This window comes from Nostoc sp. PCC 7107 (assembly GCF_000316625.1).
Lineage (GTDB): Bacteria > Cyanobacteriota > Cyanobacteriia > Cyanobacteriales > Nostocaceae > Nostoc_B.
The window spans coordinates 1,277,030-1,299,780 of sequence record NC_019676.1; the positions used below are offsets into that span (position 1 = coordinate 1,277,030).

A 22,751-nucleotide genomic window follows, 5' to 3' on the forward strand; every position below is an offset into this window, starting at 1 on the left:
CTATGTTAGTTTATCTAAACATTAGAATGCTAACAATTTATCTTAAGTAATAGCCCAGTGGTAAGTACTGAAATTTTCCAGACATTTGGAAAGTGAATTTATAGATAGATTTTTGATTTTCTGAAACTGTTACTCAAACCCTCTCCCCTACACCTCTACACCCTTGCACTCCTGCACTCTAAACGTGTAAACTCAAGGCTTAACAACCTACTACCCCCTAGCCGCAAACGCTCAGTAGTGTAAAAATATTCCTACCTTAGTAGCTCCAAAAAACAAACTATGACCATAAATTCTGCACTACAACGTGCATTTACCAACCGCAGCGTTCTCAAAGTTATTAGTGGTTTGCATAACTTTGAGTGCGATCGCGTGGCTGCTATTATTAAAGCGGCTGAAATTGGTGGTGCGACTTTTGTTGATATCGCCGCTGATCCAGCATTAGTGGCAATGGCCAAAAGCTTGATTAATTTACCAATTTGTGTGTCAGCAGTTGAACCAGAAAAATTTGTGCAAGCTGTGGCGGCTGGCGCAGATTTAATTGAAATTGGGAATTTTGACTCTTTTTACGCCCAAGGACGCAGATTTGAGGCTGAAGAAGTATTAGCGCTGACTCAGCAAACCCGCGCACTGTTACCAGAAATCACCTTATCTGTGACAGTTCCTCATATTTTGGAACTAGATCAACAAGTACACCTGGCAGAAGAACTAGTCAAAGCTGGTGCTGACATCATCCAAACCGAAGGCGGAACCAGCAGCCAACCTGCTCACTCTGGCACTTTGGGATTAATTGAAAAAGCTGCTCCCACCTTAGCCGCAGCTTATGAAATTTCTCGCGCTGTATCTGTACCAGTATTGTGCGCTTCCGGCATTTCTAACGTTACCGCACCTTTAGCGATCGCGGCTGGTGCAGCTGGTGTTGGTGTCGGTTCTGCGATCAACCAACTCAACAGCGAAATAGCCATGATTGCTGCTGTACGTGGTTTAGTCGAAGCTTTAGCGACTGCAAACAACCGCGCGATCGCCTAGTTAGTCTCAAAGGTTGGTCTTTTGTAGTGGCGTGTTACGCCGTAGGCTAACGCACCATCAGAGATTTTTGGTGCGTTATGGACATTAATCCTAACGCACTAATCTCTTGGGTATCTTGTTATCACCCGCTAATTTCCGACAGTGCAGACATGACATCTTTAGTTGTTTGATATTCAAACCAGTTCATTTTTTTTCATCCAGCGTATTGCCAATACTACTGGCAAGCTGTATCCTGTGCATCCTGATGTTTAAGGTGAGGCGCATCATAGCTGCTTGTACATTCTTCACCTCTCCATCTTTAAATTGGTTTTATCAATAAAATGTTTTAAACTCTGGATGTCGGCTTTAAAAATAGCCACGCGACAAAGAATGTAGCGGCTGTAAATAGTTGCGTTAAATCCAAAGCCGATAGATACCCATCTGCAAAAGAAGCAATACTGCGATCGGTAATGCCAAATACCCAAGATGAGAGTCCAAATAGCCAAATCCCATTCTTGAGATTGCCTACGAACTCTTTAGAGTCGGATTTTTTTTCGTCTTTCATGTCTTCTACTCCGATGGTGGAAAATCAAGTATCTGCAAATGAGAGCTTTTGAACTTCCGACACTGATACATAACTATATTAATAAATATTTCATGGCATTGACTAAACTGCCTAAAGATACATCTGGATATATTGACAATCAACCTTTAGTAACCTTATCTATGAAAGTAGGCTGTAAACCCTTTCTGTACATCCTCACACTTTTACTTTCTCTCTAAGTCCTGCTACTAAAAACCTCATAATGATGAAATTAAGTCACAATGGTAGTGGGCAATCATAGAGGGTGCTGCTATGGATCGTCTAATTCAAATCATTCGGAACTTATTTATTCGCCTTGAAGGCTATTTTTCGGTTGTTTTCAAGGGCTTTTTGAGTTTTTTCGGCTATATTTTTGGCTTTTTTGCTAAAATTTTCGGATTTACTAGCTCTGGTTATTACTTGGAATCTGATGCGGCGCAAACTATCCAGCGAGTTGCAGATAAAGAACCCATAAAAACAGAGCAAAAGACTAATTCGGAAAAGCCGACATTTACACGTCGTCGTTCTCCGTCCAAAGTAGAGGATTATTACCTCAACATGGCTCGTGATGTTGGAAAGAAATAAAAATTAATTTTCAATATCTGTTTTGCAGGGTGGGTTACTTGGTTAACACACCCTGCACATATACGCTAATATTGGAAAGTGTCTTCAAAAAGCAGAAATATTTAAGTATTTATACTTGCTTTGGTTTTAAGCCACAACAAAATCCCCAGAACAATCCTACTCATCAGTTTGATAATCATCAAACCGATGTACTATACAAGTAAATTTTTAACAATTAACAATGGTAGAACGCCCAATTAAGAAATCGGAACGTCAGGCTCAAGGAAATACTGACAATAATTCAGAAAATTCTGATTCTGCGCCTTCTATTGAATCTCATCCTAAACGCTCAAATTCTAGAGACAATCGCTCCTCTGGTAAAAGAAAAAAAGACTCTGCTAAGGATGAAATTAAACAGCAGGTTAATCCTGCTCTAGCGCGTGGGCCAAAACCTGTTAAAGCTCCCATTCTTGCGCCATCAGAGCCTGAACCTGACGCGGAGCAAATCTCTGAAGAGTCTCAATCTGAAGAATCATAAGCCTCTAACTTCAGACTCAGTAAAGTAAAGTCAAGGTATTTTTTGCCTTGGCTTAATTTTTAAGAATTAACAGCATCATGTAATTGAATTTTAGATTTTGCATCTTCAATCTAAAATTGATTTACTTCTATTCGTCAGTTGGTGGTTGCTCTTTGTCGCTAAGTTTGACCAAGCCTTCTAAGCCATACCACAGCAGAAGATATAAAGTGGTTGTTTTCCATCGAGCTAAGGGCGGAAGCAATCTTTTCAGTACGATCGCCACTATAATAAAGGGGATAATTACTCGCAAGTCTACGCTCTCTTTAGTAATATTTGTGACTTGCTGATTAAATTTAAATAGCGTTTGAGTTAACTTTGCAGGCTGAGATTTTTCGCCTGGATTGACTATGATTAATAGCCCTTGAGCCTGTAATTTCTCTATGATTTCTGCAAAATTGCTATTTTCGGCTGGTGTATATATTGTAATACTGCCTGTTTGAGAATTCACCTTAACTTGATCAATCTGCGGAAAAAAGACTTTGAGGTAATTAGCAATTAGCTGAATTTCCGCTTTTTCTTGGTGCTGAGGGGAAATTTTTAGCCGTAGCCGCCCCGGAGTTTGACTGACAATTTGAATATATATTGGTGTGGATAAATTCTCTAAAGGTAATTCTGGCATAAAACCTCCGCTACACCCAACCTAATATGTCGCCAAATTTTTGACTTTACTGAATATCAATAATTGATTCTGGGGAATTCAATTTTAGAACATTATCTACATTTGATGTGCGTTTGGCGATCGCATCCATAAATAACTCTTCATACTTTGCAATTGCTGCTTCGCAAGCATAATGCTCAACTGCAAACTGTCGGCCTTGCTTACCTAAATATTCTCGGCGCTGTGGATGATGATACAACTCTAAGATGGCATCTGCTAGAGCATCGGGAGATTCTGGTTCAACAATTACACCTCCGCCACTTTCTTGAATTGCTTTAGCCGCCGTACCTGTTGCTGGTACTGAACCCACAATTGGGCGACCACTCGCCAACAGCAGGGGAATTTTAGAAGGCATATTAAAGGAAATGACATTGCGTTTTTGTACAATTAACCCAACATCAGCAGCGGCTAACATTTGCGGGAGTTGGTCGCGCGGCTGTAACGGTAAGAGTAATACATTATCTGCGCCGCAAGATAAACAATCTTGTTGTAATCTTCTCAGGGCGATCGCTTCTCCAGCAATCACAAAGGTAATTTCTGGAATATGACTTAACTTTGCTGCCGCTGCGACGACTGTTTCTAAACCTTGAGTCAAGGCAATATTACCAGAATACATCACCACAAATTTTCCATCTAATTGATGGGTTATCTTCCAGGGATTATGCTCTTTTGGTAGTGGATGAATGAAATTGACATTTACCCAGTTTGGAATACAAATAATTTTTTTAGCAGATATACCTTTATTAACTAAATTTTCTAAAAAACCATCAGCAATTACGCTGATGGTTTGAGCATTCCGATAAGAAAATTTCTCTAATAACTCACAAAATCGAATCATCCTTTTATTAGTCATTAACCCAAGGCGCACTGCTGCCTCTGGTAGAATATCTTGTACATTTAACACTACTGGGCAATTGTATATTTTGCCTAATAAAGCCGCTGGCAATGTCACTAATAACGGTGGTATCGTCAGCAAAATTACATCTGGTCGTTTACCTCTCAAGGCTTGAGGTAAACTAGTAACGATAAAACTTAACTCCAATAGTAATCTATCTAGTAAATTGGGTTTTGACTTGATTCGTAAATAACTGCGTTGAATAGTTACCCCATTAATTTTTTCTGTCACATACCACTTACCCTGATAGCCTTGATAAATTTCTCGTTGGGGATAGTTGGGCATTCCTGTAATTACCCGCACTTCATGACCTTGTTTGACTAGTCCTTCTGCTAGTTCCGTCATTAAGGGTGCAATTCCAATTGGTTCTGGATGGTAGTTATAGGAGTAAATCAAAATCTGCATGTGTTATTGATCAAATTTGTTTTTGCAATTAAGCGGAATTTTAAGATAAGTTTTTAGCTGTTTAGCGAGTTAAATTAATAGGTTATGATTTAGTTAATTTTTTCAATAGTTAGATTGGAAAATTAAAAGTTGTATGTACAATCTGCACTTCGACTTGATTTTGCATGGAGATTATATCAACTCAGATGAAATTAATACAGACTTATCTACACATTGAACACAAAAAAATGTAAATTTTAATTATTGTCTGGTGTAATTAAGCTTGAGAAAAGGATGATTCATTATTGATAGGGTAAATTACTCAAGAGCAACCTAAGTTTACCATTGAGTTAGTTACTGAAGCGGAAAAGCGCCAGGGTGCAAGGGAGAAGACCCCATAAATAAATTTAGGAGGTAGTGCGTTGGACTGAGCGAGTAAAATACTCATGTCTAGCCTCTCATCCTGTTCTATCCCTTATTGGTGGATGCAGTTCATAATGGCTAATGATTAGACGTTCAGGCTATTTCTGATTTGCTGTACAATCGCACCTAAATCTTGGGAGATATCAATATAAATTGCTGCGGCTGTGGTTGGCGCTTCTAAAGTATCAAACTGGCTTTGTAAAAGATTGGCTGGCATAAAATGACCGTGGCGATCGCGCAATCTTTGTTCAATCAACTCATAACGGCCTGTGAGGTACACTAACTTTACCCGTGAATCATCACCACAAAGAATCTGACGATAACTAGCTTTGAGGGCTGAACAAGCCAAGATGACGTTTTTTTCTGCTTGTAACCATTGGGCGATCGCTGTTTGTAATGATTCTAACCAAGGTTGGCGATCGGCATCCGTCAGCGGTTCCCCTCGGCTCATTTTTGCCTTAGCAGCAACTGAATGAAAGGTGTCTGCATCGTCAAATTCCCACTTTATCGCTGCTGCAAGTGCTTGACCAATGGTGGTTTTACCGGAGCCAGCTACTCCCATAATCAGAATTATCATTTGTAGTTATATAATACTACAGGGTGTAGGGCATGAGGGTTTTGAATACCTACACCCCTACACCCTTATACCCAATCTCAAAAGACTATTTGAGTGGGTGAATTTTTTCTTTACGCTAATCCGACTAACTTTTCGCTCAAATCCCACAAGCGTTCAGCTTTAGCATCATCCCGCGCTTGAGGAGAAACTTTCTGCACAAAGGATTTACCCTCTTTTTTCTGACGATTTCCCCAACTCCAATAAGCACCAGATTGCTTATATTCCGGCTCAATCACTACTGCTGCAACTCTTTCTCCTGCTAATTCCTGAGATACATATCCCCCGGTGATGTATTTCTGGAACAAGGGGAAAAGCTTCTGGAACAAAGGATAGTGGTTGCGAAATAGGGGTGTTTCAGCCACACATCCCGGATAAAGAGAAGTGAAGGTAATCCCGGTTGATTCGTGATAGCGTCGATGCAGTTCACGCATGGTTAGCACGTTGCAGACTTTACTATCTTTGTAAGCTTTCACAGGTTCAAATTTCTTGCCATCAATCATGGAAATTGGTGCTTTAAAGCCTGCGACAAAGCCTTCCAATTCACCCAAGTCTGGACGCGGCGGAATCTTACCACCCAGTTCGTCGGGGTTGTGAGTGACAGTTCCCAAAATTACCATTCGCTTATCCGCCGCCGGAGATTTTTTCAAATCCTCAAGCAAGAGTTTACACAACAAAAAATGACCAAGGTGATTGGTGGTCATGGTTAACTCGTAGCCTTCGGGAGTGCGTAACGGTTCTTTGATTAATGGCATATAAATAGCCGCGTTACCCACCACAGCATCTAAGGATTTGCCACTGGCTCTAAAATTGCTGACAAACTGGCGGACGCTATCTAATGAACCCAGATCAATGTGCATAAGAGTATAGCTGTCCTTGGGTATTCCCACTTCTTGGGCAGCTTTTTCAGCCTTCATCAAATCTCGGCAGGCCATGATAACGTGCCATCCTCTGCGAGCAAATGCTTTTGCAGCGTACAAACCTACCCCAGAAGACGCACCTGTGATTACAACCGTTGACTTACGATCCTGTGCCATTGCTATTCAGACTCTGTTATCGCCTTTTACTATCTTCTGGATTTTACATCACTGGGTTATACAGATAATCTATCAATTTTTCCTTAATACTTGTTAACAAACCAGAAGAATAAATCTAGGCTTATAGATAATTGCGAAATATGAAGATAATATCTATTTATAATGCTGACTATCAAGAATCTTCAGGCGATCGCGTTTTTCATTGCTGAGAATACTTGTTGTTGAGAAATATTGATATAATTTATACCAGTTTCATTTCATCTATTTTAAATAAGAATGGTGGGTATAACCCACCAAAAAATCTTATTTAATTTTTATTTTATAATAAACATTCTCTAGTTTGATGATGATTGATAAACATTTCCATGTCATAGTCAACATTATCTAAGACAATTGAAAAATTGGTTCTGTCGTATTCGCCCTCACAAAAAGTTTCCATATACAAATTACTTGCTGAATTATCAATATATGCTTTCATAAACATAAACAATAAATTCAGTTCATTTACATATTCTAAGAGATTAGGTCTATTTACATTGAGGTTGCAAGAATAAAGAATTCTAATTAATACACCTCGATTTGGCACATGTTTAACTATCAAACCATGCTTTCTGGAATGACGACATAAAAGTAACTCCTCTTCTTCTTCAACATGATATCCATTAAATTCTAAATGATTGCGATATCTGACTAAAGGGTGAGCTAAATAATCACCGATATTAATTTCGGACATGGGTATAAACCTCACAAATTTCTTAACCCATTATGCTGGTTAAAATTAGTATTCCCACTTAGATAGCATTTATCAACTAAATGGTGAAATAGCCAGGGGATGTATCACCATCAGAACTTGTGCATAACAATTATGCCAAATAGATTGACAGAACTTAGATGCAGCAAGCAATAGGTAACGCTTTTACAAGACTTTGCTAAACACGTTTAAGTTTAAATAAGCAGTATGCTTTCAGGGATGTTTGTCAAGTTTTGAGCGAATATAATTTCGCTACTACACAAACAAAGTCCAACTCCGTGGACTAACGGAAAATCAAGGATTTGGAGAAGGGTAAAAAGGTGTAGGAGTGTTAGGTATTTAAAACTCTTACACCCCAAACCCCATCACAATAACTAACTTTCGCGCTTGAGTCCTGTAAGTTTTAGCCTGTATACCAAGCAGCACCAAGTCTGTCTTTAGTCGCTAAAGTAGATTCTGTGGCTTGTGTACCATTCATTGTCCAAATTTTATCTGCACCTGAAGCTTGATCGCGCCAGTAGACATCAGTTTTGCCATCACCGTTGAAATCACCAAAGGATGGTGTTAAAGATGCGCTATTGCTGGGGAGAAATGCTTCAGATTTAACTGCTGTACCATTCATTAACCAAGCGGTGTTCTCGCCAGTCTTCTGATTGTGCCAGAAGATATCGGTTTTGCCATCGCTGTCAAAATCACCAATGTTAGCTTGCCAAGATGAATCAAGTGTCTTAGCAGCAGCTTCAGTGACGACGATACCGTTCATTGTCCAAATTTTGTTTTGACCAGTGGAAGTATTTCGCCACAGAATATCGGTCTTCAAGTCGCCGTTAAAATCGCCAAGGATAGCTGTTGAAGATGAAGATTGAGATTGTAGATTAAACTTACTAGCTTTTGTGCCATCCATAAACCAAGCACTGTTAGTACCAGTGTTGGCGTTGCGCCAGAAGATATCACTCTTACCATTGCCATCAAAATCAACCACAGTTGGAGTCAAGCCTACTGCTGTAGTCTCTAGAACATTGGCACTAGAAACTTTTGTGCCATCCATTAACCAAACAGCATTTTGACCAGTTTTAGCGTTATTCCAGAAGATATCAGTTTTGCGATCGCCATTGAAATCACCAATTAAAGGATTCCAGTTAGCATCTACTTTTTCTAAAGCTGCTGTACTAGCAACTTTGGTGCCATCCATGAGAGCAACTCTGTTTTCTCCTGTCTGTTGATTCCGCAATAAAAAGTCAGTTTTGCCATCATTATTAAAATCGGCAATTTTGTAAGTCCAAGCGTTGATATCAAACTTACCTACAGAACCTTGAGAGAGAACTTGTCCACCATCCATCAGGCGAATCACAATCTCACCTGTTTGAGCATTCACCCACATTTTGTCTACTTTGCCATCACCGTTGAAATCGGGGGCAATTGCAGCACTTCTTAAATAAGGGTTGGGGTTAGCGCTGGTTGTTACTTCTGATGTTGAACTTTTTTGTGCTGATAAAGAATAATTGTCTAATGTTGAAGACGCACTACTGCGGGAAAAATTTTTACCGATTCCTTGTGAATTGTCTAGAGTTTCTAACAATGCACTTGATTTTTTCAAAGATTCAGAAAACAGGCTTGTTTGTAATGTTGAGGATTTTGAATTTGAAGACATAGTGCGTTCTAATCACTGGTTGTCTTCAAAGTTTTAACTTACAAATCACATTCATTTCTGTATTCTAAGAACAGTTATTGTTTTTTTTGGATTGTTAAATAAACATTTTATTAATTCAAATATCAAGGTTTATATACATAATCAATCTGCCATAAAACATTTGCATGAATTTTGCAAGTCGGGAATAATCAATCATTGATTTTGTCAGCGTATTTTATTTATGTCAGGTTTTAAATATATAAAATAAGTTTGTTATCTAGTTATCAGTTAGGTAAAATAAAAATGCCCAACAAATACAAAACTGGACTCATCCAAAAAGTTTAACGTGCTGGTCACAAAATAACGAACAGTATCTAAAGAAGTAGAAAATATTAGTTAAAATAACTAAGCAACTACTAAAAGTCTTTGTTTGTATAGCCATGCAAAAAGTGTAAAATAATACAGTAATTTAACTAGTAAATTGAACAGCTATGCAATTAGAATATCGGCAGCGTCGGCAGCAGTTAATGTCAAAAATTGGTAATGGGACTGCGATTTTTCGGAGTGCGCCAATGGCAGTTATGCACAACGATGTGGAATATGCTTATCGCCAAGATAGTGATTTTTTTTACTTAACAGGCTTTAATGAAGCGCAAGCTGTAGCAGTGTTAGCACCACATCATCCCGAACATCGTTTTATTTTGTTTGTTCAACCAAAAGACCGAGAAAAAGAAGTGTGGTCTGGTTATCGCTGTGGTGTAGATGCAGCCAAAGAAATTTATGGTGCTGATGCAGCTTACCCGATTAATGAATTAGATGAAAAGTTGCCCCAATATTTGGAAAAAGCCGATCGCATTTATTATCACTTGGGGCGCGATCGCCATTTTAATGAAAAAATTTTAGAACACTATCAAAGTTTACTGCGGACTTATCCAAAGCGAGGTACAGGGCCAATTGCCATTGAAGATACTTGTACAGTACTTCACAGTCTGCGATTGATTAAAACAGAATCTGAGTTAGAAATGATGCGCCAAGCAGCAGCGATCGCCGTTGAAGCACATAATCAAGCGATGGCGATCGCTAAACCCGGACGTTATGAATACGAAATTCAAGCCGAAATTGAACGGATCTTTCGACTCCGAGGCGGAATGGGGCCAGCTTATCCGTCGATTGTGGCTTCTGGTGTGAATGCTTGCGTTCTCCACTACATTGAAAATAATTGCCAGATGCAGGATAGAGAGTTGCTATTGATTGATGCAGGTTGTGCATACAGTTATTACAACTCAGATATTACCCGCACATTTCCTGTTGGTGGTAAATTCACACCCGAACAAAAGGCATTATATGAAATTGTCCTAGAAGCCCAAAAACAAGCGATCGCCCAAATACAACCAGGTAATACTTTTAAATCAGTTCACGATACCGCTGTGCGCGTCCTCACCGCAGGCTTAATAGACCTTGGCATTCTCAAAGGCGAAATTGACAAAATCATCGAAGAAGAAAAATACAAACCATACTATATGCACCGCACCAGCCATTGGTTAGGCTTAGATGTGCATGATGTTGGCGTTTACCAACACGGTGACGACAAACCACAGATTTTACAACCGGGTCAAGTGTTAACAGTAGAACCAGGACTTTACATCGTTCCAGATACAAAATTAGCCGAAGACCAACCACAAACAGACCCACGTTGGATTGGTATTGGCATTCGGATTGAAGATGATGTATTAGTTACACCTACAGGACATGAAATCTTAACAGATGGAGTTCCCAAAGAAATCGATGAAATAGAAAGAGTTGCTTAGAAAAAACAGAAGAATTTTAGATTTGGAATTTCAGCATTAAAAATTCAAAATTGAAGTGGTAGAAGATAGAAGTCAAAAGTAATTTATGACTTCACACTTCACACTTCATACTTCATACTTTCTAGGGAAATTCAGCAGTTACACGGAAGCTATAAAAAATCAGATCAGTTATTCAGTGAAAGATAGTCAGTACATCTAGCTAGAAAACAATGGTCAGTAATAGTTCTGTGCAGGCAGATAAAAACCAGCGCTTGGTAATGCGCCTGCCACGCACATTGAGTTATCTAGAAACCTGGGGTTTTGGGCTGACAGGTCATGTAGGATGGATTGGCACTGCACCGGTTATCCATGCAGCATTGGGATCTAAAGCAATTTTAGTGTGGTTGTTTGGCGTAATTGTCTCCTGCATTTTGAACTTGCAAATCCAAAGTTTAGGCAAACATTGGTTAGATGTAACAGGAGGAACGCCTAATTATACGGCTCGGCTGCTCAAAAACTTTCCAAATATAGGTCGCTACGTTGCCTTGGGATATTATTTTAGCTGGGCAGCAGCACCAGCTTTGTATGCAATTATCCTCACAGATTTAGTCAAGGTTAATTTTCAACCTTTAGGCATTTCCTGTCCAGAAACTTTCTTAAAAATTGCATTTACGGTAGTTCCTTTTATTTTGGCATTTAGTGGTACTCGTGCTGTCGCACTACTGCACCTATTTTTTGTCATTCCCGCAATTTCATTAGTGCTTTTGTTTTGTACTCAAGGCGGAATTTGGTTAGTTTTCTCGCAGGGTATTAATTTGTTTCCACCGAGTACCCATAGCCTCAGTTTTGCAGAATGGGCAAAGTCTTTTTTCCTAGCTAGTTATTCAGTTTACGCTTGTGAAACCACATCTGCTTTTGTCGCTGATAGTCGTTCTCCCCAGAAAACTTTGAAGTTTTTAACGACAGCTACGTGGTTAATTCCGCCAGTATTTCTCGGTGGTTCTTGGGTCTTAATGTGTGCCTCTACCAACCCAGATATTGGTGAAGATACATTCTTGAATTTACTTACAGCATCCCAACCTTTTTGGGGTCAATTTGCCCCTTTTTTAGTCACACTACTCATTACTTTCTCATGTCTGTTGAGTTGTGCTACGGCTGTTACCAATTCTCCCCGCATTCTTTACCAACTTGCCTTAGATGGTCAGTTGTCTCCCGTATTCACGGTAGTTTCTCGTCAAGGGATCTTGGGGCCTGCTATCTTCATTACTTTTTTACTCAGTCTGCTTTGTTTGAATTTAGGCAATGTATCTCAACTTGTCACCGTAGCAGGTACATGTTATTTGTTATCGATTATGGGACTGCATCTAGGATTGTGGTTATGTCGCCATCAACCAGAAGTTTTATGGCCTTGGTGGTCATTGGGTTTTTTTTTCGTAGAAGCAGTAGTTTTAGTAGTTGGGGGTTTAGCTTGGAGTTGGTATGAGTTATTAATTGGGCTATTTGTACCCTTTGCATTGATGATAGGAGATGAGGTGCTGCGTCGCTGCAACTTTGCACCATTTGATTCTCAATGGTGGACACAGCGTGACGAAGGACAGTTTAGTAGTTATAATCCAGACTTTGTTGTACTTCAGGTAATTGTTCTAGTTTCTCTTATTTGTAGTTCTGCTATTGGCAGTTGGTTTCTGCGTAATTTATTGGATGGAGACCATAATACCTCGCGGAACTCTTTACTAGCGATCGCTTTAGTCATGCTTTCGTTTGTTGGGGTAGCGATCGCTTGCTGGACTACCCTACCACAAATTGCGGCTATTGATGAAGCACGCCAACAGGCAAAAAACCTATTTATTACCACCCTCAATACTGTTCCCGATATTGTTTTAGTTCTTGATGAACAAGGTATCATCCTTCAGACCAATGTAGCGGCTGAAGAATTATTTCAAATTAGCACCCAACAGTTAGTCGGGCAGAACTTGAATCAATTCCTCATAGACCATTATGGCAAACCAGAGCAATGGGCTATGAGGAGTGAACAAACGCTCAAAACTAACCAAGGCTCATACATTGTTGAATCTACTGTTTCCCAACCATCTAATCTCCAACTACGACAATACGTTGTCATTTTGCGAGATATCACTCAGCGCAAACTAGCCGAAGAAGAACTCAAACAATACCGTTGTCAGCTAGAGCAGTTGGTAGCAGAACGTACCATTGAACTCATGAGAGTTAATCAACAACTGCAACAAGATATTATCGAACGACAACGCGCACAAGAACTATTGCTACACAACAGTTTACATGATGCTCTCACAGGACTACCCAACCAATCGTTGTTCATGGAGCGAGTCAAACAGGCTCTAGAACGCACTAAACAACAAAAAGATTATGTATTTGCCGTACTCTTCTTAGATTTAGACCGTTTTAAAGTCATTAATGACAGCCTGGGACATTTACTCGGAAATCAACTGTTAATTGCCATTTCCCATCGACTCCAGTCAGTTCTACGTGCAGGAGATATGATTGCACGGTTTGGCGGGGACGAGTTCACAATTTTACTTGACGAAATTGATGAAATTAATGATGCAATACACGTAGCCGAGCGAATTCAAAAGTTACTAGCTTTACCATTTCAATTAAATGAACATAAAGTTTTTACCAACGCAAGTATAGGAATCGCGGTGGGTAAAAATAACTATGAGCAAGCTGCCAATATTTTACGGGATGCTGATGTGGCAATGTATCGTGCCAAATCCCTTGGTAAAGCACGTTATGAAGTATTCCATCCCAAAATGCACGAAAGTGCATCTCTGCTATTGCAGTTAGAAACTGCTATGCGCCATGCACTCATCCAGCAAGAAGAATTTCGCCTCCACTATCAACCCATTGTTTCGCTGCTGACGGGCAAAATTATCGGATTTGAAGCGCTGATTAGGTGGCATCATCCAGAAAGAGGTATCATTTCCCCAGAAGATTTTATTCCCCTCGCAGAAGAAACAGGAATGATTGCTTCTATTGGTCAATGGGTGCTTTATGAAGCCTGTCGTCAATTGCAAGCATGGCATCAACAATTTCCCATTTACCCACCCCTAACAATTAGTGTCAATTTTTCTGGCAAACAAGTTATGCAGCCTGATATTGTCAAACAGGTTAAACAAGTTTTGCAAGACACTGGTTTGGAAGCAGGTACTTTAAAGTTGGAAATTACTGAAAGCTTGCTAATGGATAATTTTGAATTGGCAACAGCCATGCTTTCCCAGCTAACAACCCTGAATATAGAATTGCACATGGATGATTTTGGCACAGGTTATTCATCTTTAAGTTATTTGCACCGCTTACCACTAAAAACTATTAAAATCGATCGCTCTTTTATTAGTAATATTGGCAGTCGAGGGGAAAATTTAGAAATTGTCCGAGCTATTGTGACATTGGCTCACAATTTAAATATGTCAGTCACCGCCGAAGGGATAGAAACATTGCAACAGTTAGCCCAACTCAAAGCATTACAATGCGATCAAGGACAAGGATATTTCTTTTTTCCAGCTTTAGAAGGTTCCGCGGTAGAAGTACTACTTGCTAGTAATTTATCTGACATGAACTTTTTAGAGGTGTAATATAGCACTTTACTATATAGCGGTAGTCAGATATGTTAGGACAATTTGAAAGCTTGAATGCCAGGAATGGTAAGACTTTTCCTCCTGCCTCTCTACAGTCGCTACAACGGGGGGAACCCCCGCAACGCGCTGCTCTCTGCCTCCTGCTATATTTCAGTTTTTTCAAAAACATACCCTATGTAAAGCCTGATTACTGTACTGTATATCCCCCATCAATTACAAGTGATGTTGCTGTAATATATGAAGCTTTGTCAGATGCCAGAAACAGAATAGCCTGAGCCACTTCTTGTGGTTTTCCTATACGTTTCATGGGAACTGTTGCAGCGAGTTGATCTATGACTTCTTCCTTTGTCAGACCTTGCCAATCGGCGAATTGTTGGGTTTGGAATGTCTCAATTACACCTGGACAAACACAATTTACTCTGATGTTTTCAGTCGCTAGGTCATGAGCCAGACTTCGGGTTAATTGGAGAACTGCTCCTTTAGTGGTGTTATATAATGCAAAACCGGGAAAGGCAATTAATGCAGCTATAGATGCTACGTTGACAATAGTGCCACCACCACGCTTGCGGATATGTGGAATGGCATATTTAGCGCAAAAAGCATAGCCTTTAACATTTGTTCCTAAAACTTTATCCCAATCCAAATTGGAAGCTTTTTCCAGAGAACCAATCGCTAAAATTCCTGCATTAGCAACTAAAATATCTATACTTTGCCATTGATTAACAACATTTGTGATCCAATCTTGCACCTGGTTTTCATTACTAACATCGCAGGTGCAAAACATTGCATCTCCACCACTATTTTTTATTTCTTCCAGCAGTGATAAACCACCACTGGTATCAATATCAGAGATCGCCACTCTAGCACCTTCAGCGGCAAAAAGTTTAGCTGTCTCTCGGCCAATACCAGAACTACCCCCAGTAACTAAGGCTACTTTATTTACTAGCTCCATAAATTCACAGTCCTTTTAAATAAAACTAGACAGCTTTTTAATTAAGAGAATACTGGTTGCAGATGTAAATATTCCGATTCCGGTAATATTCCCTCTTGTAAGACAAGCTCATTCACGAAAGTATCAATTTTTTGCCGATCTATATTTTGCATAACTATCAGATGGGCAAAATTATCGAGAGTCGCCAATTGCCATTTTTTAATCAACACTTGGTTCGGCTTTTGAAACACGACTGTATTGGAGAATTTATTCAGCATACAAGGATATTCTCGCAATTGAAGTTGCTGGAATAAATATTGAGCATTCTGAATACATGTCTTGGCCTCTTGGGCAAATCCTTCATAACCTTTGGTTTTGAGAGCATACCAAAGTATCAGTGGCGTGTGACCATTGCGAGAACCAAGAATAGTGGTATCTTTTGAACCGATGTATTCAATCATGGTTTCAACTTTTTCTACCCATTTTTTCTTGGTTAAAACTACACCACAAGGGATGGGAGAGCCAATAAATTTACCAGAGATAGCCACACTATCTATAGGTTTTTGAAAGTTGATTTGGGGTGCATGATCTAAAAAGGGTAAAATCATCCCTGAAAGTGCGGCATCACAATGTATATAGTAATCTTTAATTTGATGGCGCTTTAAAATTTCTAAAATTTTGTCTAGGTCATCAATTGCACCTTTGACGGTAGTACCGATATTTAGGCTAATAATGACTGGTTTGTGAGAATTTTGCTGAATTGCTTGGGATAAATATTCATAACTGATCTCGCCATTAATTTGGGAATTAATTACTTGATGTTGAACACCAAACAGTCTAGCTGCTTTAGCAATTGAGTAATGAGAGTCTTGGGATGAATAGAGAATTCCATCAGGATAAATTTCTCTAGCTAATAAGATTCCATATAAGTTCCCTTCAGTTCCACCAGCGGTTACATAGCCCCAAAACTCATTTTCAGGAATTTTATATAGTTGGGCAAAAAATGATAAAACTTCTTGTTCAAATTTGCGAGAATGGAGACCAAAATTCGGCTCTATATATGGGTCTCCAGCATTATTTAATAAAAAACTAAAAAACTTATTTATACAAGTGAAGTCACAACTTAAATTATATGGATAACCTGCGTGGAACTGCGATCGCTGTTCTATTTGTTGCCAAAAAATTGCTAACTCCTTGCTCACAGTATCTAACATATTTTCTGATTTATTATCTTTATGAGTTCACGCAAGTTTTACTCTAGGTTATAAGTATCAATTCAATATTTTTAGATTTTCTTAATGAATATAATAATACATTTAAAGTTTTAATGAAGCAGTGATTATACTGAGGATATTCAGGAAGTTTGTGTGGATGAAGCAAGCTTATCTAGTTGAATTACGTTGTACAAATAGGCTCTCTATAGTTGCTAATAAACAGTATCAGTATTTGACAAAAATAAGCTAGTGAATTTCACTGAATTAATAATCTTGATATGCTTGAAATTAAGCATAATTACAGGAAATTATTAGTTGATACTTAAAAAGAATTACGAAGTTAGTAAATATACTTTAGTTACGGAAAATAGGAAAATTACTTAAAGTTTTGACAAAGTTATTGGAGTATAGCGATCGCTGCTGATCAAATATATTCAAACGCTCTAAATTGCAGAAGCAAACTTATGCGGCATTAGGCAACTAATACCCTTTATCCCTCTCAATAACCCATAATATCTTGTGTACGCCTCTTGTTTCTGGAGTGCGATCGCTACTTTATTCTTTACCGCCTTGGGTTGGTTAATTACTAAATACAAATAAAAATGGGCAAGGTATAACACCCTACCCATTTCTAGAAATATATTTTAGGAATTACAGCTGCGGTACATACTGTTGTTTTTCGGGTACATCAGTGTATTCAGCCACGATCTGACGAAATTCTTCGCCATCAATGGTTTCTTTTTCAATCAGCAAATCAACGATGCGGTCTGTCACAGTGCGATTTTCACGCATGATTTTCTTGGCATTTTCATAGCATTCTTCAACGATCGCTCTTACTTGAGCATCAATTCGAGATGCGATCGCTTCAGAATATTCAGATCGAGTTGTCCAGTCACGACCAAGGAATACTTCTCCTTGTTGGCTTTCCAAGGACAGAGGCCCTAAATCAGACATCCCAAACCGTGTTACCATCTGCCTTGCCATTCCAGACAATTGCTGCAAGTCTCCACCCGCACCAGTTGTCACTTCCGCCGCACCAAAAACTACTTCTTCCGCTGCACGACCACCCAAAGCGCCAGTAATTCTGGCTTTTAGTTGACTGCGGGAAATTAAGCCTTGTTCTTCGTTGGGGGTGAACCAAGTTAAACCCTGTGCTTGTCCCCGTGGAATCAAAGTTACTTTTTGTACTGGGTCATGGTCTTTGAGCAGAGTACCCACTAAAGCGTGACCAATTTCGTGGTAAGCAATTAAGCGTTTGCTCTTGCTATCTACTAAGGGTGTACCTTCCATCCCTGCAACTACACGGTCAACTGCATCATCTATTTCCCGCAGGGTGATGGCTTCCTTACGTCTTCTCGCTGTAAGAATTGCGGCTTCGTTGAGTAAGTTGGCTAAGTCAGCACCAGTAAACCCAGGAGTACGACGAGCGATCGCATCTAAAGAGACACTGGTGTCTAATTTTTTGTTGCGTGCATGAACGCTTAAAATTTCCAAACGGCCTTTGATGTCTGGTGCATCGACAGTTACTTGTCTGTCAAAGCGTCCGGGACGCAACAAGGCTGAATCTAATACGTCAGGACGATTGGTAGCGGCAATAATGATGATGCCTGTGTTACCTTCAAAACCATCCATTTCGGTCAGCAACTGGTTGAGGGTTTGTTCTCGTTCATCGTTACCGCCACCGATACCTGCACCCCGCTGTCTACCCACAGCGTCGATTTCATCGATGAAGATGATACAGGGAGCATTATCTTTGGCTTTCTTAAACAAGTCGCGGACGCGGGAAGCACCCACACCAACGAACATTTCCACAAATTCCGAACCGGAAATGCTGAAGAAAGGTACGCCAGCTTCCCCGGCGATCGCTTTTGCTAGTAAAGTTTTACCTGTACCTGGTGGCCCAACTAACAACACACCTTTGGGAATGCGTGCGCCGACAGCAGTAAATCTTTCTGGCTGTTTCAAGAAGGTGACAACCTCTTGTAGTTCTTCTTTGGCTTCTTCAATACCAGCCACGTCATCAAATTTCACCCCAGTTTTGGCTTCCATTTGAAAACGCGCTTTGGATTTCCCAAAGCTCATAGCTTGTCCAGGGCCACCAGGCAAGTTGCTGGAGCGCCGAAACAAAAAGAACAACCCAGTTATCAATAAAATTGGGAAAACAAGATTGCCTAATAATCCCCAAATTGCGCCATCATTACGCATAGGGTGAGCATCAAAACTAATTTGTTTTTCTTTAAGCTTGCTAATTAACTCAGGCGCGCTAATTGGCAGATCTACCCGCCACCGCTGAATGCGATTTTCGATATCAGGATCAACAGCTTCGACAATTGCTGTTCTACCGCCTTCATACAGATCTACGCTAGTGACGCGATCGGCATCCAAGTATTCTAGAAAACGGCCATACGTCATGCGGGTATTGGCGGTATTCTTACCCATATCCGCAGGAGCGCTCGCAAATGCTCCTTGCCAGAAGAAAAAGCCAATTACCAAAGCAGGCAATGTCCAGAGTACCAGGACTCTCCAAGAGAATTTCATCTTAATTTGCCTCTGCCAATACAATTAATCATTTCTAGTGACTTGATGGCTTGACATTTATCTGGGGAATCATCTTCCCCACGATATGCCTCACTTTGTCACTAGATTTAGTTTGCAACGGATGTTTATTAATCCATTTTGTTTAATTTGATGTCTAATCACGCGTCACCATTAATTATGTGCCGATGAAAAGATTCTTAATTAAATTTAACTTAATTTTAATACAGCTTGGCTGAAGACAACAAAATTTAAGATGTAGAGGGCGATCGCGGGTGGAGACGCTAAACCAGCGATATCGTTCACTGGGACTGCGATCGCGTAGTTTTGAGTAAAATAAACTGTCTACTCACTCCAGTAATCTAAATTTAACTCCGTAACAAAAAATACATTAAAAAATAGCTAATTACTAATAAAAAATGAATTTAATTAATATAGCGGTAGTCGCATATCTTAGGACAATGTGAAAGCTTGAATACCAGGAATAATAAAACTTTTCCTCCTGCCTCCTGCCCCCTGCTATAGTTGCCAGCTTGTAGGGTGGGCAAAATCTTGCTCACCCTACGGGTTTAATTGATGCCTTGGAGTTTGCGAGTACTATCAACTAAGCTTTGAGCAAATTCGTCAAATCGTTGAGAGAGTTTTTCATCTAACAACTTACCTTCCGGGTTAAAAGCACTCCATGCTTGTCCAATGGCAATTTGTTCAGGAATTACCCAACCATGCACCCAGCGGACAATTAACCGTAAATCATTGAGAGCGTTGCTATTAGATTGACCTCCCAAAACGCTAATGAGTCCTGTAACTTTCCCTGAAAGTTCTGTAAAACTCATTAAATCAAGAGCATTTTTCAGCACGCCACTCACGCCACCATGATACTCTGGTGTCGCCAAAATTAATCCGTTAGCACCACTGACAGTCTCACGTAAGCGCTGCACATCTGGATATTCTGGATATTCTTTTTCACCGTTGCAAAATGGTAGCTGTAATTGCCGTAAATCTAAAATTTCCACATCTGCGCCTATGGCTTCTAACCTTTTTGCTGCCACTTGTAAAGCTAACTGTGTATAGGAGTTATGTCTTAAGCTACCACCAATGCCCACAATCTTGACCATAAATTCCCCGTCCATTACAAATATGAAGTCTGAAGCCTGAAAATTAAGAAAGAATAATACTAATGAATTATCAGTATAGAAACATGATTGCAAGTCGTAGTCGTTACGACTATGTTTATCATAGCGAGTTATGGTTTTGCAGTCAAATTTGTTTAATACCGAGTGATTAAAGAGAAAAAAATCAATAAAAACTGTACTAATGTTTATAGTCGGCCAAGCTTTGTTTATCAACATCCTACCCAGGAGTATAATTTATCCCACTAAGATAGGATTCCTTGAGTAGCATGGGTAAAGAGAGTAGGGAATAGTTTTGTGATGAAGTTAGACTAGATAAAAACAGTCATTTCCAGTTATTGCAATTTTTGCTAGAAAAATAGGCATAAAACCAGCGCGAAGCTCATGCCAGCAGAACAAGGGTAAATAATATGAAAATTTTCAGGAGAAAGGCATTGATGCAACAGCGATCGCCCATAATCAAACCAACTACGGCCAAGCCAGAGTTAGGCAAAATGAACCAAAAGCGAACGCCCAAATCTGTTGCTTGGTCTGGGGCGCTAATCGCCAGTTTAATGATGTTGCCAAATATTCTTGGCGGTACACCTGCCTTGGCACAAAGAGCAGAGCGCGAAATAAGTTATGGTGAGTTGATTAAAAGAACCGAAAAAGGCGAAGTCAAAAAAGTCGAGTTAGACGAAACCGAACAAACAGCCAAAGTATATTTACAAGGGCAGAAGCCAGATACACCACCTCTACAAGTCAGGCTTTTAAATCAAAATACAGAGTTAATTAATAAACTCAAAGCGAAAAACGTCGATTTTGGTGAGGTGTCTTCAGCTAACAGTCGAGCCGCAGTCGGTTTGTTAATTAACCTGATGTGGATTTTGCCTTTAGTAGCTTTAATGTTACTATTCCTGCGTCGTTCGACAAATTCTTCTAGCCAAGCCATGAACTTTGGCAAATCCAGAGCGCGGTTTCAAATGGAAGCCAAAACCGGCGTAAAATTTGACGATGTGGCAGGTGTTGAAGAAGCTAAAGAAGAACTCCAAGAAGTCGTTACTTTTTTGAAGCAGCCAGAAAGATTCACCGCTGTCGGCGCACGCATTCCTAAAGGTGTGTTGTTAGTTGGGCCGCCAGGAACAGGTAAAACCTTACTCGCAAAAGCGATCGCTGGGGAAGCTAGCGTACCATTTTTTAGTATTTCCGGCTCAGAATTTGTGGAAATGTTTGTTGGTGTGGGTGCTTCCCGTGTCCGCGATTTGTTTAAGAAAGCCAAAGAAAATGCGCCCTGTCTAATATTTATTGATGAAATCGACGCTGTAGGTAGACAACGGGGTGCGGGTATTGGTGGCGGTAACGATGAACGAGAACAAACTCTCAACCAGTTGCTGACCGAAATGGATGGTTTTGAAGGTAATACAGGCATCATTATTATTGCCGCTACCAACCGTCCCGATGTTTTAGACGCAGCCTTATTGCGTCCCGGACGTTTTGACAGACAAGTAATGGTTGATGCACCAGATTTAAAAGGGCGATTAGAAATATTGCAAGTTCACGCCCGTAATAAGAAAATTGACGAGAGTGTGTCATTAGATGCGATCGCTCGTCGCACACCTGGGTTTACTGGTGCAGATTTAGCCAACTTACTCAACGAAGCCGCCATTCTCACCGCCAGAAGACGCAAAGAGGCAATCACCATCTTAGAAATCAACGATGCAGTTGACCGAGTAGTTGCGGGGATGGAAGGTACACCCTTAGTAGATAGTAAAATTAAACGCTTAATTGGCTATCACGAAGTTGGCTATGCCATAGTCGGAACCTTGCTCAAAGACCATGACCCAGTACAAAAAGTATCCTTGATTCCGCGCGGACAATCACGGGGTTTAACTTGGTTCACTCCTGACGAAGAACATTTTTTAATGTCGCGATCGCAACTAAAAGCCAGAATTACCGCTGTCTTAGGTGGTAGAGCCGCCGAAGAAGTCATTTTTGGTTTACCGGAGATCACTGGCGGGATGCGCGAAAACCGCAAATTAGAATATGCTACATCCATAGCACGGCAGATGGTGACACAGTATGGGATGTCGGAAATCGGGCAATTTTCCTTAGAAGCTCCCAACAGTGAAGTATTTCTGGGGCGTGACTGGATGAGCAAATCCGAATATTCCGAAGAAATTGCCTCTCAAATTGATCGGAAAGTACGGGAAATTGTCAGCCAATGCTATGACACCGCAAAACGCCTGATTCAAGAAAACCGCACATTAGTTGACCATTTAGTAGAGACTTTGATTGAGCAAGAAACAATTGATGGAGAGCAATTTAGACAAATTGTCTCTGAACATCAGGATAAGCAAGTAGTGGATGCAGTGACTGTCGCTGTACCTAATTAAAGGTTTAAGATTGCCGATATGTAGAGATGTTGCATGACAACATCTCTA

Annotated in this window: 17 protein-coding genes; 6 read left to right on the plus strand and 11 right to left on the minus strand. The window is 40.1% G+C overall.

The genetic code is table 11. The features are described 5' to 3' along the window. Positions 1 to 279: 279 nt before the first annotated feature. Positions 280 to 1,026 carry a DUF561 domain-containing protein gene (locus tag NOS7107_RS05460; RefSeq protein ID WP_015111986.1) on the plus strand — a complete coding sequence of 249 codons (747 nt, stop codon included), beginning with the start codon at positions 280 to 282 and terminating at the stop codon, positions 1,024 to 1,026. Between the two features lie 325 nt (positions 1,027 to 1,351). Here the strand turns inward: NOS7107_RS05460 and NOS7107_RS05465 are convergent, their stop codons facing one another. Next, positions 1,352 to 1,570 (minus strand): hypothetical protein, encoded by a 219-nt coding sequence (locus tag NOS7107_RS05465; protein WP_015111987.1) that lies wholly within the window; start codon positions 1,568 to 1,570, stop codon positions 1,352 to 1,354. A gap of 291 nt (positions 1,571 to 1,861) precedes the next feature. On the opposite strand from NOS7107_RS05465, the gene NOS7107_RS05470 reads away from it, so the two are divergent. Continuing rightward, positions 1,862 to 2,173, plus strand: coding sequence for a hypothetical protein (locus NOS7107_RS05470; protein ID WP_015111989.1), 312 nt, complete (start codon positions 1,862 to 1,864; stop codon positions 2,171 to 2,173). 220 nt (positions 2,174 to 2,393) lie between these two features. Then, entirely contained in the window at positions 2,394 to 2,690 is a 297-nt protein-coding gene (locus NOS7107_RS05475; RefSeq protein WP_015111990.1) for a hypothetical protein, read from the plus strand. Positions 2,691 to 2,817: 127 nt separating this feature from the next. Here the strand turns inward: NOS7107_RS05475 and NOS7107_RS05480 are convergent, their stop codons facing one another. The 6 genes from NOS7107_RS05480 to NOS7107_RS05505 form a co-directional block, all read right to left on the minus strand. Continuing rightward, the gene (locus tag NOS7107_RS05480; RefSeq protein ID WP_015111991.1) at positions 2,818 to 3,348 is read right to left on the minus strand and encodes an HMA2 domain-containing protein; all 531 of its coding nucleotides are present in this window, start codon (positions 3,346 to 3,348) and stop codon (positions 2,818 to 2,820) included. A gap of 46 nt (positions 3,349 to 3,394) precedes the next feature. After that, a complete protein-coding gene (locus NOS7107_RS05485) occupies positions 3,395 to 4,687 on the minus strand; it encodes a glycosyltransferase family 4 protein (RefSeq protein WP_015111992.1) in 1,293 nt (430 codons plus the stop codon). A 487-nt stretch (positions 4,688 to 5,174) separates the two neighbouring features. Then, positions 5,175 to 5,666, minus strand: coding sequence for a gluconokinase (locus NOS7107_RS05490; RefSeq protein WP_172641455.1), 492 nt, complete (start codon positions 5,664 to 5,666; stop codon positions 5,175 to 5,177). 110 nt (positions 5,667 to 5,776) lie between these two features. Then, on the minus strand, positions 5,777 to 6,739 hold the full coding sequence (locus tag NOS7107_RS05495; protein ID WP_015111994.1) for a protochlorophyllide reductase: 963 nt from the start codon (positions 6,737 to 6,739) through the stop codon (positions 5,777 to 5,779). A gap of 319 nt (positions 6,740 to 7,058) precedes the next feature. Next, the gene (locus tag NOS7107_RS05500; protein ID WP_015111995.1) at positions 7,059 to 7,472 is read right to left on the minus strand and encodes a hypothetical protein; all 414 of its coding nucleotides are present in this window, start codon (positions 7,470 to 7,472) and stop codon (positions 7,059 to 7,061) included. 421 nt (positions 7,473 to 7,893) lie between these two features. After that, positions 7,894 to 9,141 carry a VCBS repeat-containing protein gene (locus NOS7107_RS05505; RefSeq protein ID WP_015111996.1) on the minus strand — a complete coding sequence of 416 codons (1,248 nt, stop codon included), beginning with the start codon at positions 9,139 to 9,141 and terminating at the stop codon, positions 7,894 to 7,896. A gap of 470 nt (positions 9,142 to 9,611) precedes the next feature. On the opposite strand from NOS7107_RS05505, the gene NOS7107_RS05510 reads away from it, so the two are divergent. Further along, entirely contained in the window at positions 9,612 to 10,928 is a 1,317-nt protein-coding gene (locus NOS7107_RS05510; RefSeq protein WP_015111997.1) for an aminopeptidase P N-terminal domain-containing protein, read from the plus strand. Between the two features lie 209 nt (positions 10,929 to 11,137). After that, a complete protein-coding gene (locus NOS7107_RS27310; RefSeq protein ID WP_015111998.1) occupies positions 11,138 to 14,518 on the plus strand; it encodes an EAL domain-containing protein in 3,381 nt (1,126 codons plus the stop codon). 190 nt (positions 14,519 to 14,708) lie between these two features. On the opposite strand, the gene NOS7107_RS05520 is transcribed toward NOS7107_RS27310, so the two are convergent. The 4 genes from NOS7107_RS05520 to NOS7107_RS05540 form a co-directional block, all read right to left on the minus strand. Continuing rightward, on the minus strand, positions 14,709 to 15,473 hold the full coding sequence (locus tag NOS7107_RS05520) for an SDR family NAD(P)-dependent oxidoreductase (protein WP_015112000.1): 765 nt from the start codon (positions 15,471 to 15,473) through the stop codon (positions 14,709 to 14,711). A gap of 41 nt (positions 15,474 to 15,514) precedes the next feature. Beyond that, the gene (locus NOS7107_RS05525; protein ID WP_015112001.1) at positions 15,515 to 16,666 is read right to left on the minus strand and encodes a histidine decarboxylase; all 1,152 of its coding nucleotides are present in this window, start codon (positions 16,664 to 16,666) and stop codon (positions 15,515 to 15,517) included. A 651-nt stretch (positions 16,667 to 17,317) separates the two neighbouring features. After that, positions 17,318 to 19,204 carry an ATP-dependent zinc metalloprotease FtsH2 gene (gene ftsH2 / locus NOS7107_RS05535; protein ID WP_015112002.1) on the minus strand — a complete coding sequence of 629 codons (1,887 nt, stop codon included), beginning with the start codon at positions 19,202 to 19,204 and terminating at the stop codon, positions 17,318 to 17,320. Positions 19,205 to 19,770: 566 nt separating this feature from the next. Beyond that, positions 19,771 to 20,316 carry an NADPH-dependent FMN reductase gene (locus NOS7107_RS05540; RefSeq protein WP_044500539.1) on the minus strand — a complete coding sequence of 182 codons (546 nt, stop codon included), beginning with the start codon at positions 20,314 to 20,316 and terminating at the stop codon, positions 19,771 to 19,773. A 509-nt stretch (positions 20,317 to 20,825) separates the two neighbouring features. Here NOS7107_RS05540 and ftsH point away from each other — a divergent pair. Next, positions 20,826 to 22,703, plus strand: coding sequence for an ATP-dependent zinc metalloprotease FtsH (gene ftsH, locus NOS7107_RS05545; RefSeq protein ID WP_216594407.1), 1,878 nt, complete (start codon positions 20,826 to 20,828; stop codon positions 22,701 to 22,703). The last annotated feature ends 48 nt before the right edge of the window (positions 22,704 to 22,751 follow it).

Coding starts and splice junctions, on each gene's coding strand:
- NOS7107_RS05460 (WP_015111986.1), top strand. CDS start 280: ATGACCATAAATTCTGCACTACAACGTGCATTTACCAACCGCAGCGTT.
- NOS7107_RS05465 (WP_015111987.1), bottom strand. CDS start 1,570: ATGAAAGACGAAAAAAAATCCGACTCTAAAGAGTTCGTAGGCAATCTC.
- NOS7107_RS05470 (WP_015111989.1), top strand. CDS start 1,862: ATGGATCGTCTAATTCAAATCATTCGGAACTTATTTATTCGCCTTGAA.
- NOS7107_RS05475 (WP_015111990.1), top strand. CDS start 2,394: ATGGTAGAACGCCCAATTAAGAAATCGGAACGTCAGGCTCAAGGAAAT.
- NOS7107_RS05480 (WP_015111991.1), bottom strand. CDS start 3,348: ATGCCAGAATTACCTTTAGAGAATTTATCCACACCAATATATATTCAA.
- NOS7107_RS05485 (WP_015111992.1), bottom strand. CDS start 4,687: ATGCAGATTTTGATTTACTCCTATAACTACCATCCAGAACCAATTGGA.
- NOS7107_RS05490 (WP_172641455.1), bottom strand. CDS start 5,666: ATGATAATTCTGATTATGGGAGTAGCTGGCTCCGGTAAAACCACCATT.
- NOS7107_RS05495 (WP_015111994.1), bottom strand. CDS start 6,739: ATGGCACAGGATCGTAAGTCAACGGTTGTAATCACAGGTGCGTCTTCT.
- NOS7107_RS05500 (WP_015111995.1), bottom strand. CDS start 7,472: ATGTCCGAAATTAATATCGGTGATTATTTAGCTCACCCTTTAGTCAGA.
- NOS7107_RS05505 (WP_015111996.1), bottom strand. CDS start 9,141: ATGTCTTCAAATTCAAAATCCTCAACATTACAAACAAGCCTGTTTTCT.
- NOS7107_RS05510 (WP_015111997.1), top strand. CDS start 9,612: ATGCAATTAGAATATCGGCAGCGTCGGCAGCAGTTAATGTCAAAAATT.
- NOS7107_RS27310 (WP_015111998.1), top strand. CDS start 11,138: ATGGTCAGTAATAGTTCTGTGCAGGCAGATAAAAACCAGCGCTTGGTA.
- NOS7107_RS05520 (WP_015112000.1), bottom strand. CDS start 15,473: ATGGAGCTAGTAAATAAAGTAGCCTTAGTTACTGGGGGTAGTTCTGGT.
- NOS7107_RS05525 (WP_015112001.1), bottom strand. CDS start 16,666: ATGTTAGATACTGTGAGCAAGGAGTTAGCAATTTTTTGGCAACAAATA.
- ftsH2 (WP_015112002.1), bottom strand. CDS start 19,204: ATGAAATTCTCTTGGAGAGTCCTGGTACTCTGGACATTGCCTGCTTTG.
- NOS7107_RS05540 (WP_044500539.1), bottom strand. CDS start 20,316: ATGGTCAAGATTGTGGGCATTGGTGGTAGCTTAAGACATAACTCCTAT.
- ftsH (WP_216594407.1), top strand. CDS start 20,826: ATGAACCAAAAGCGAACGCCCAAATCTGTTGCTTGGTCTGGGGCGCTA.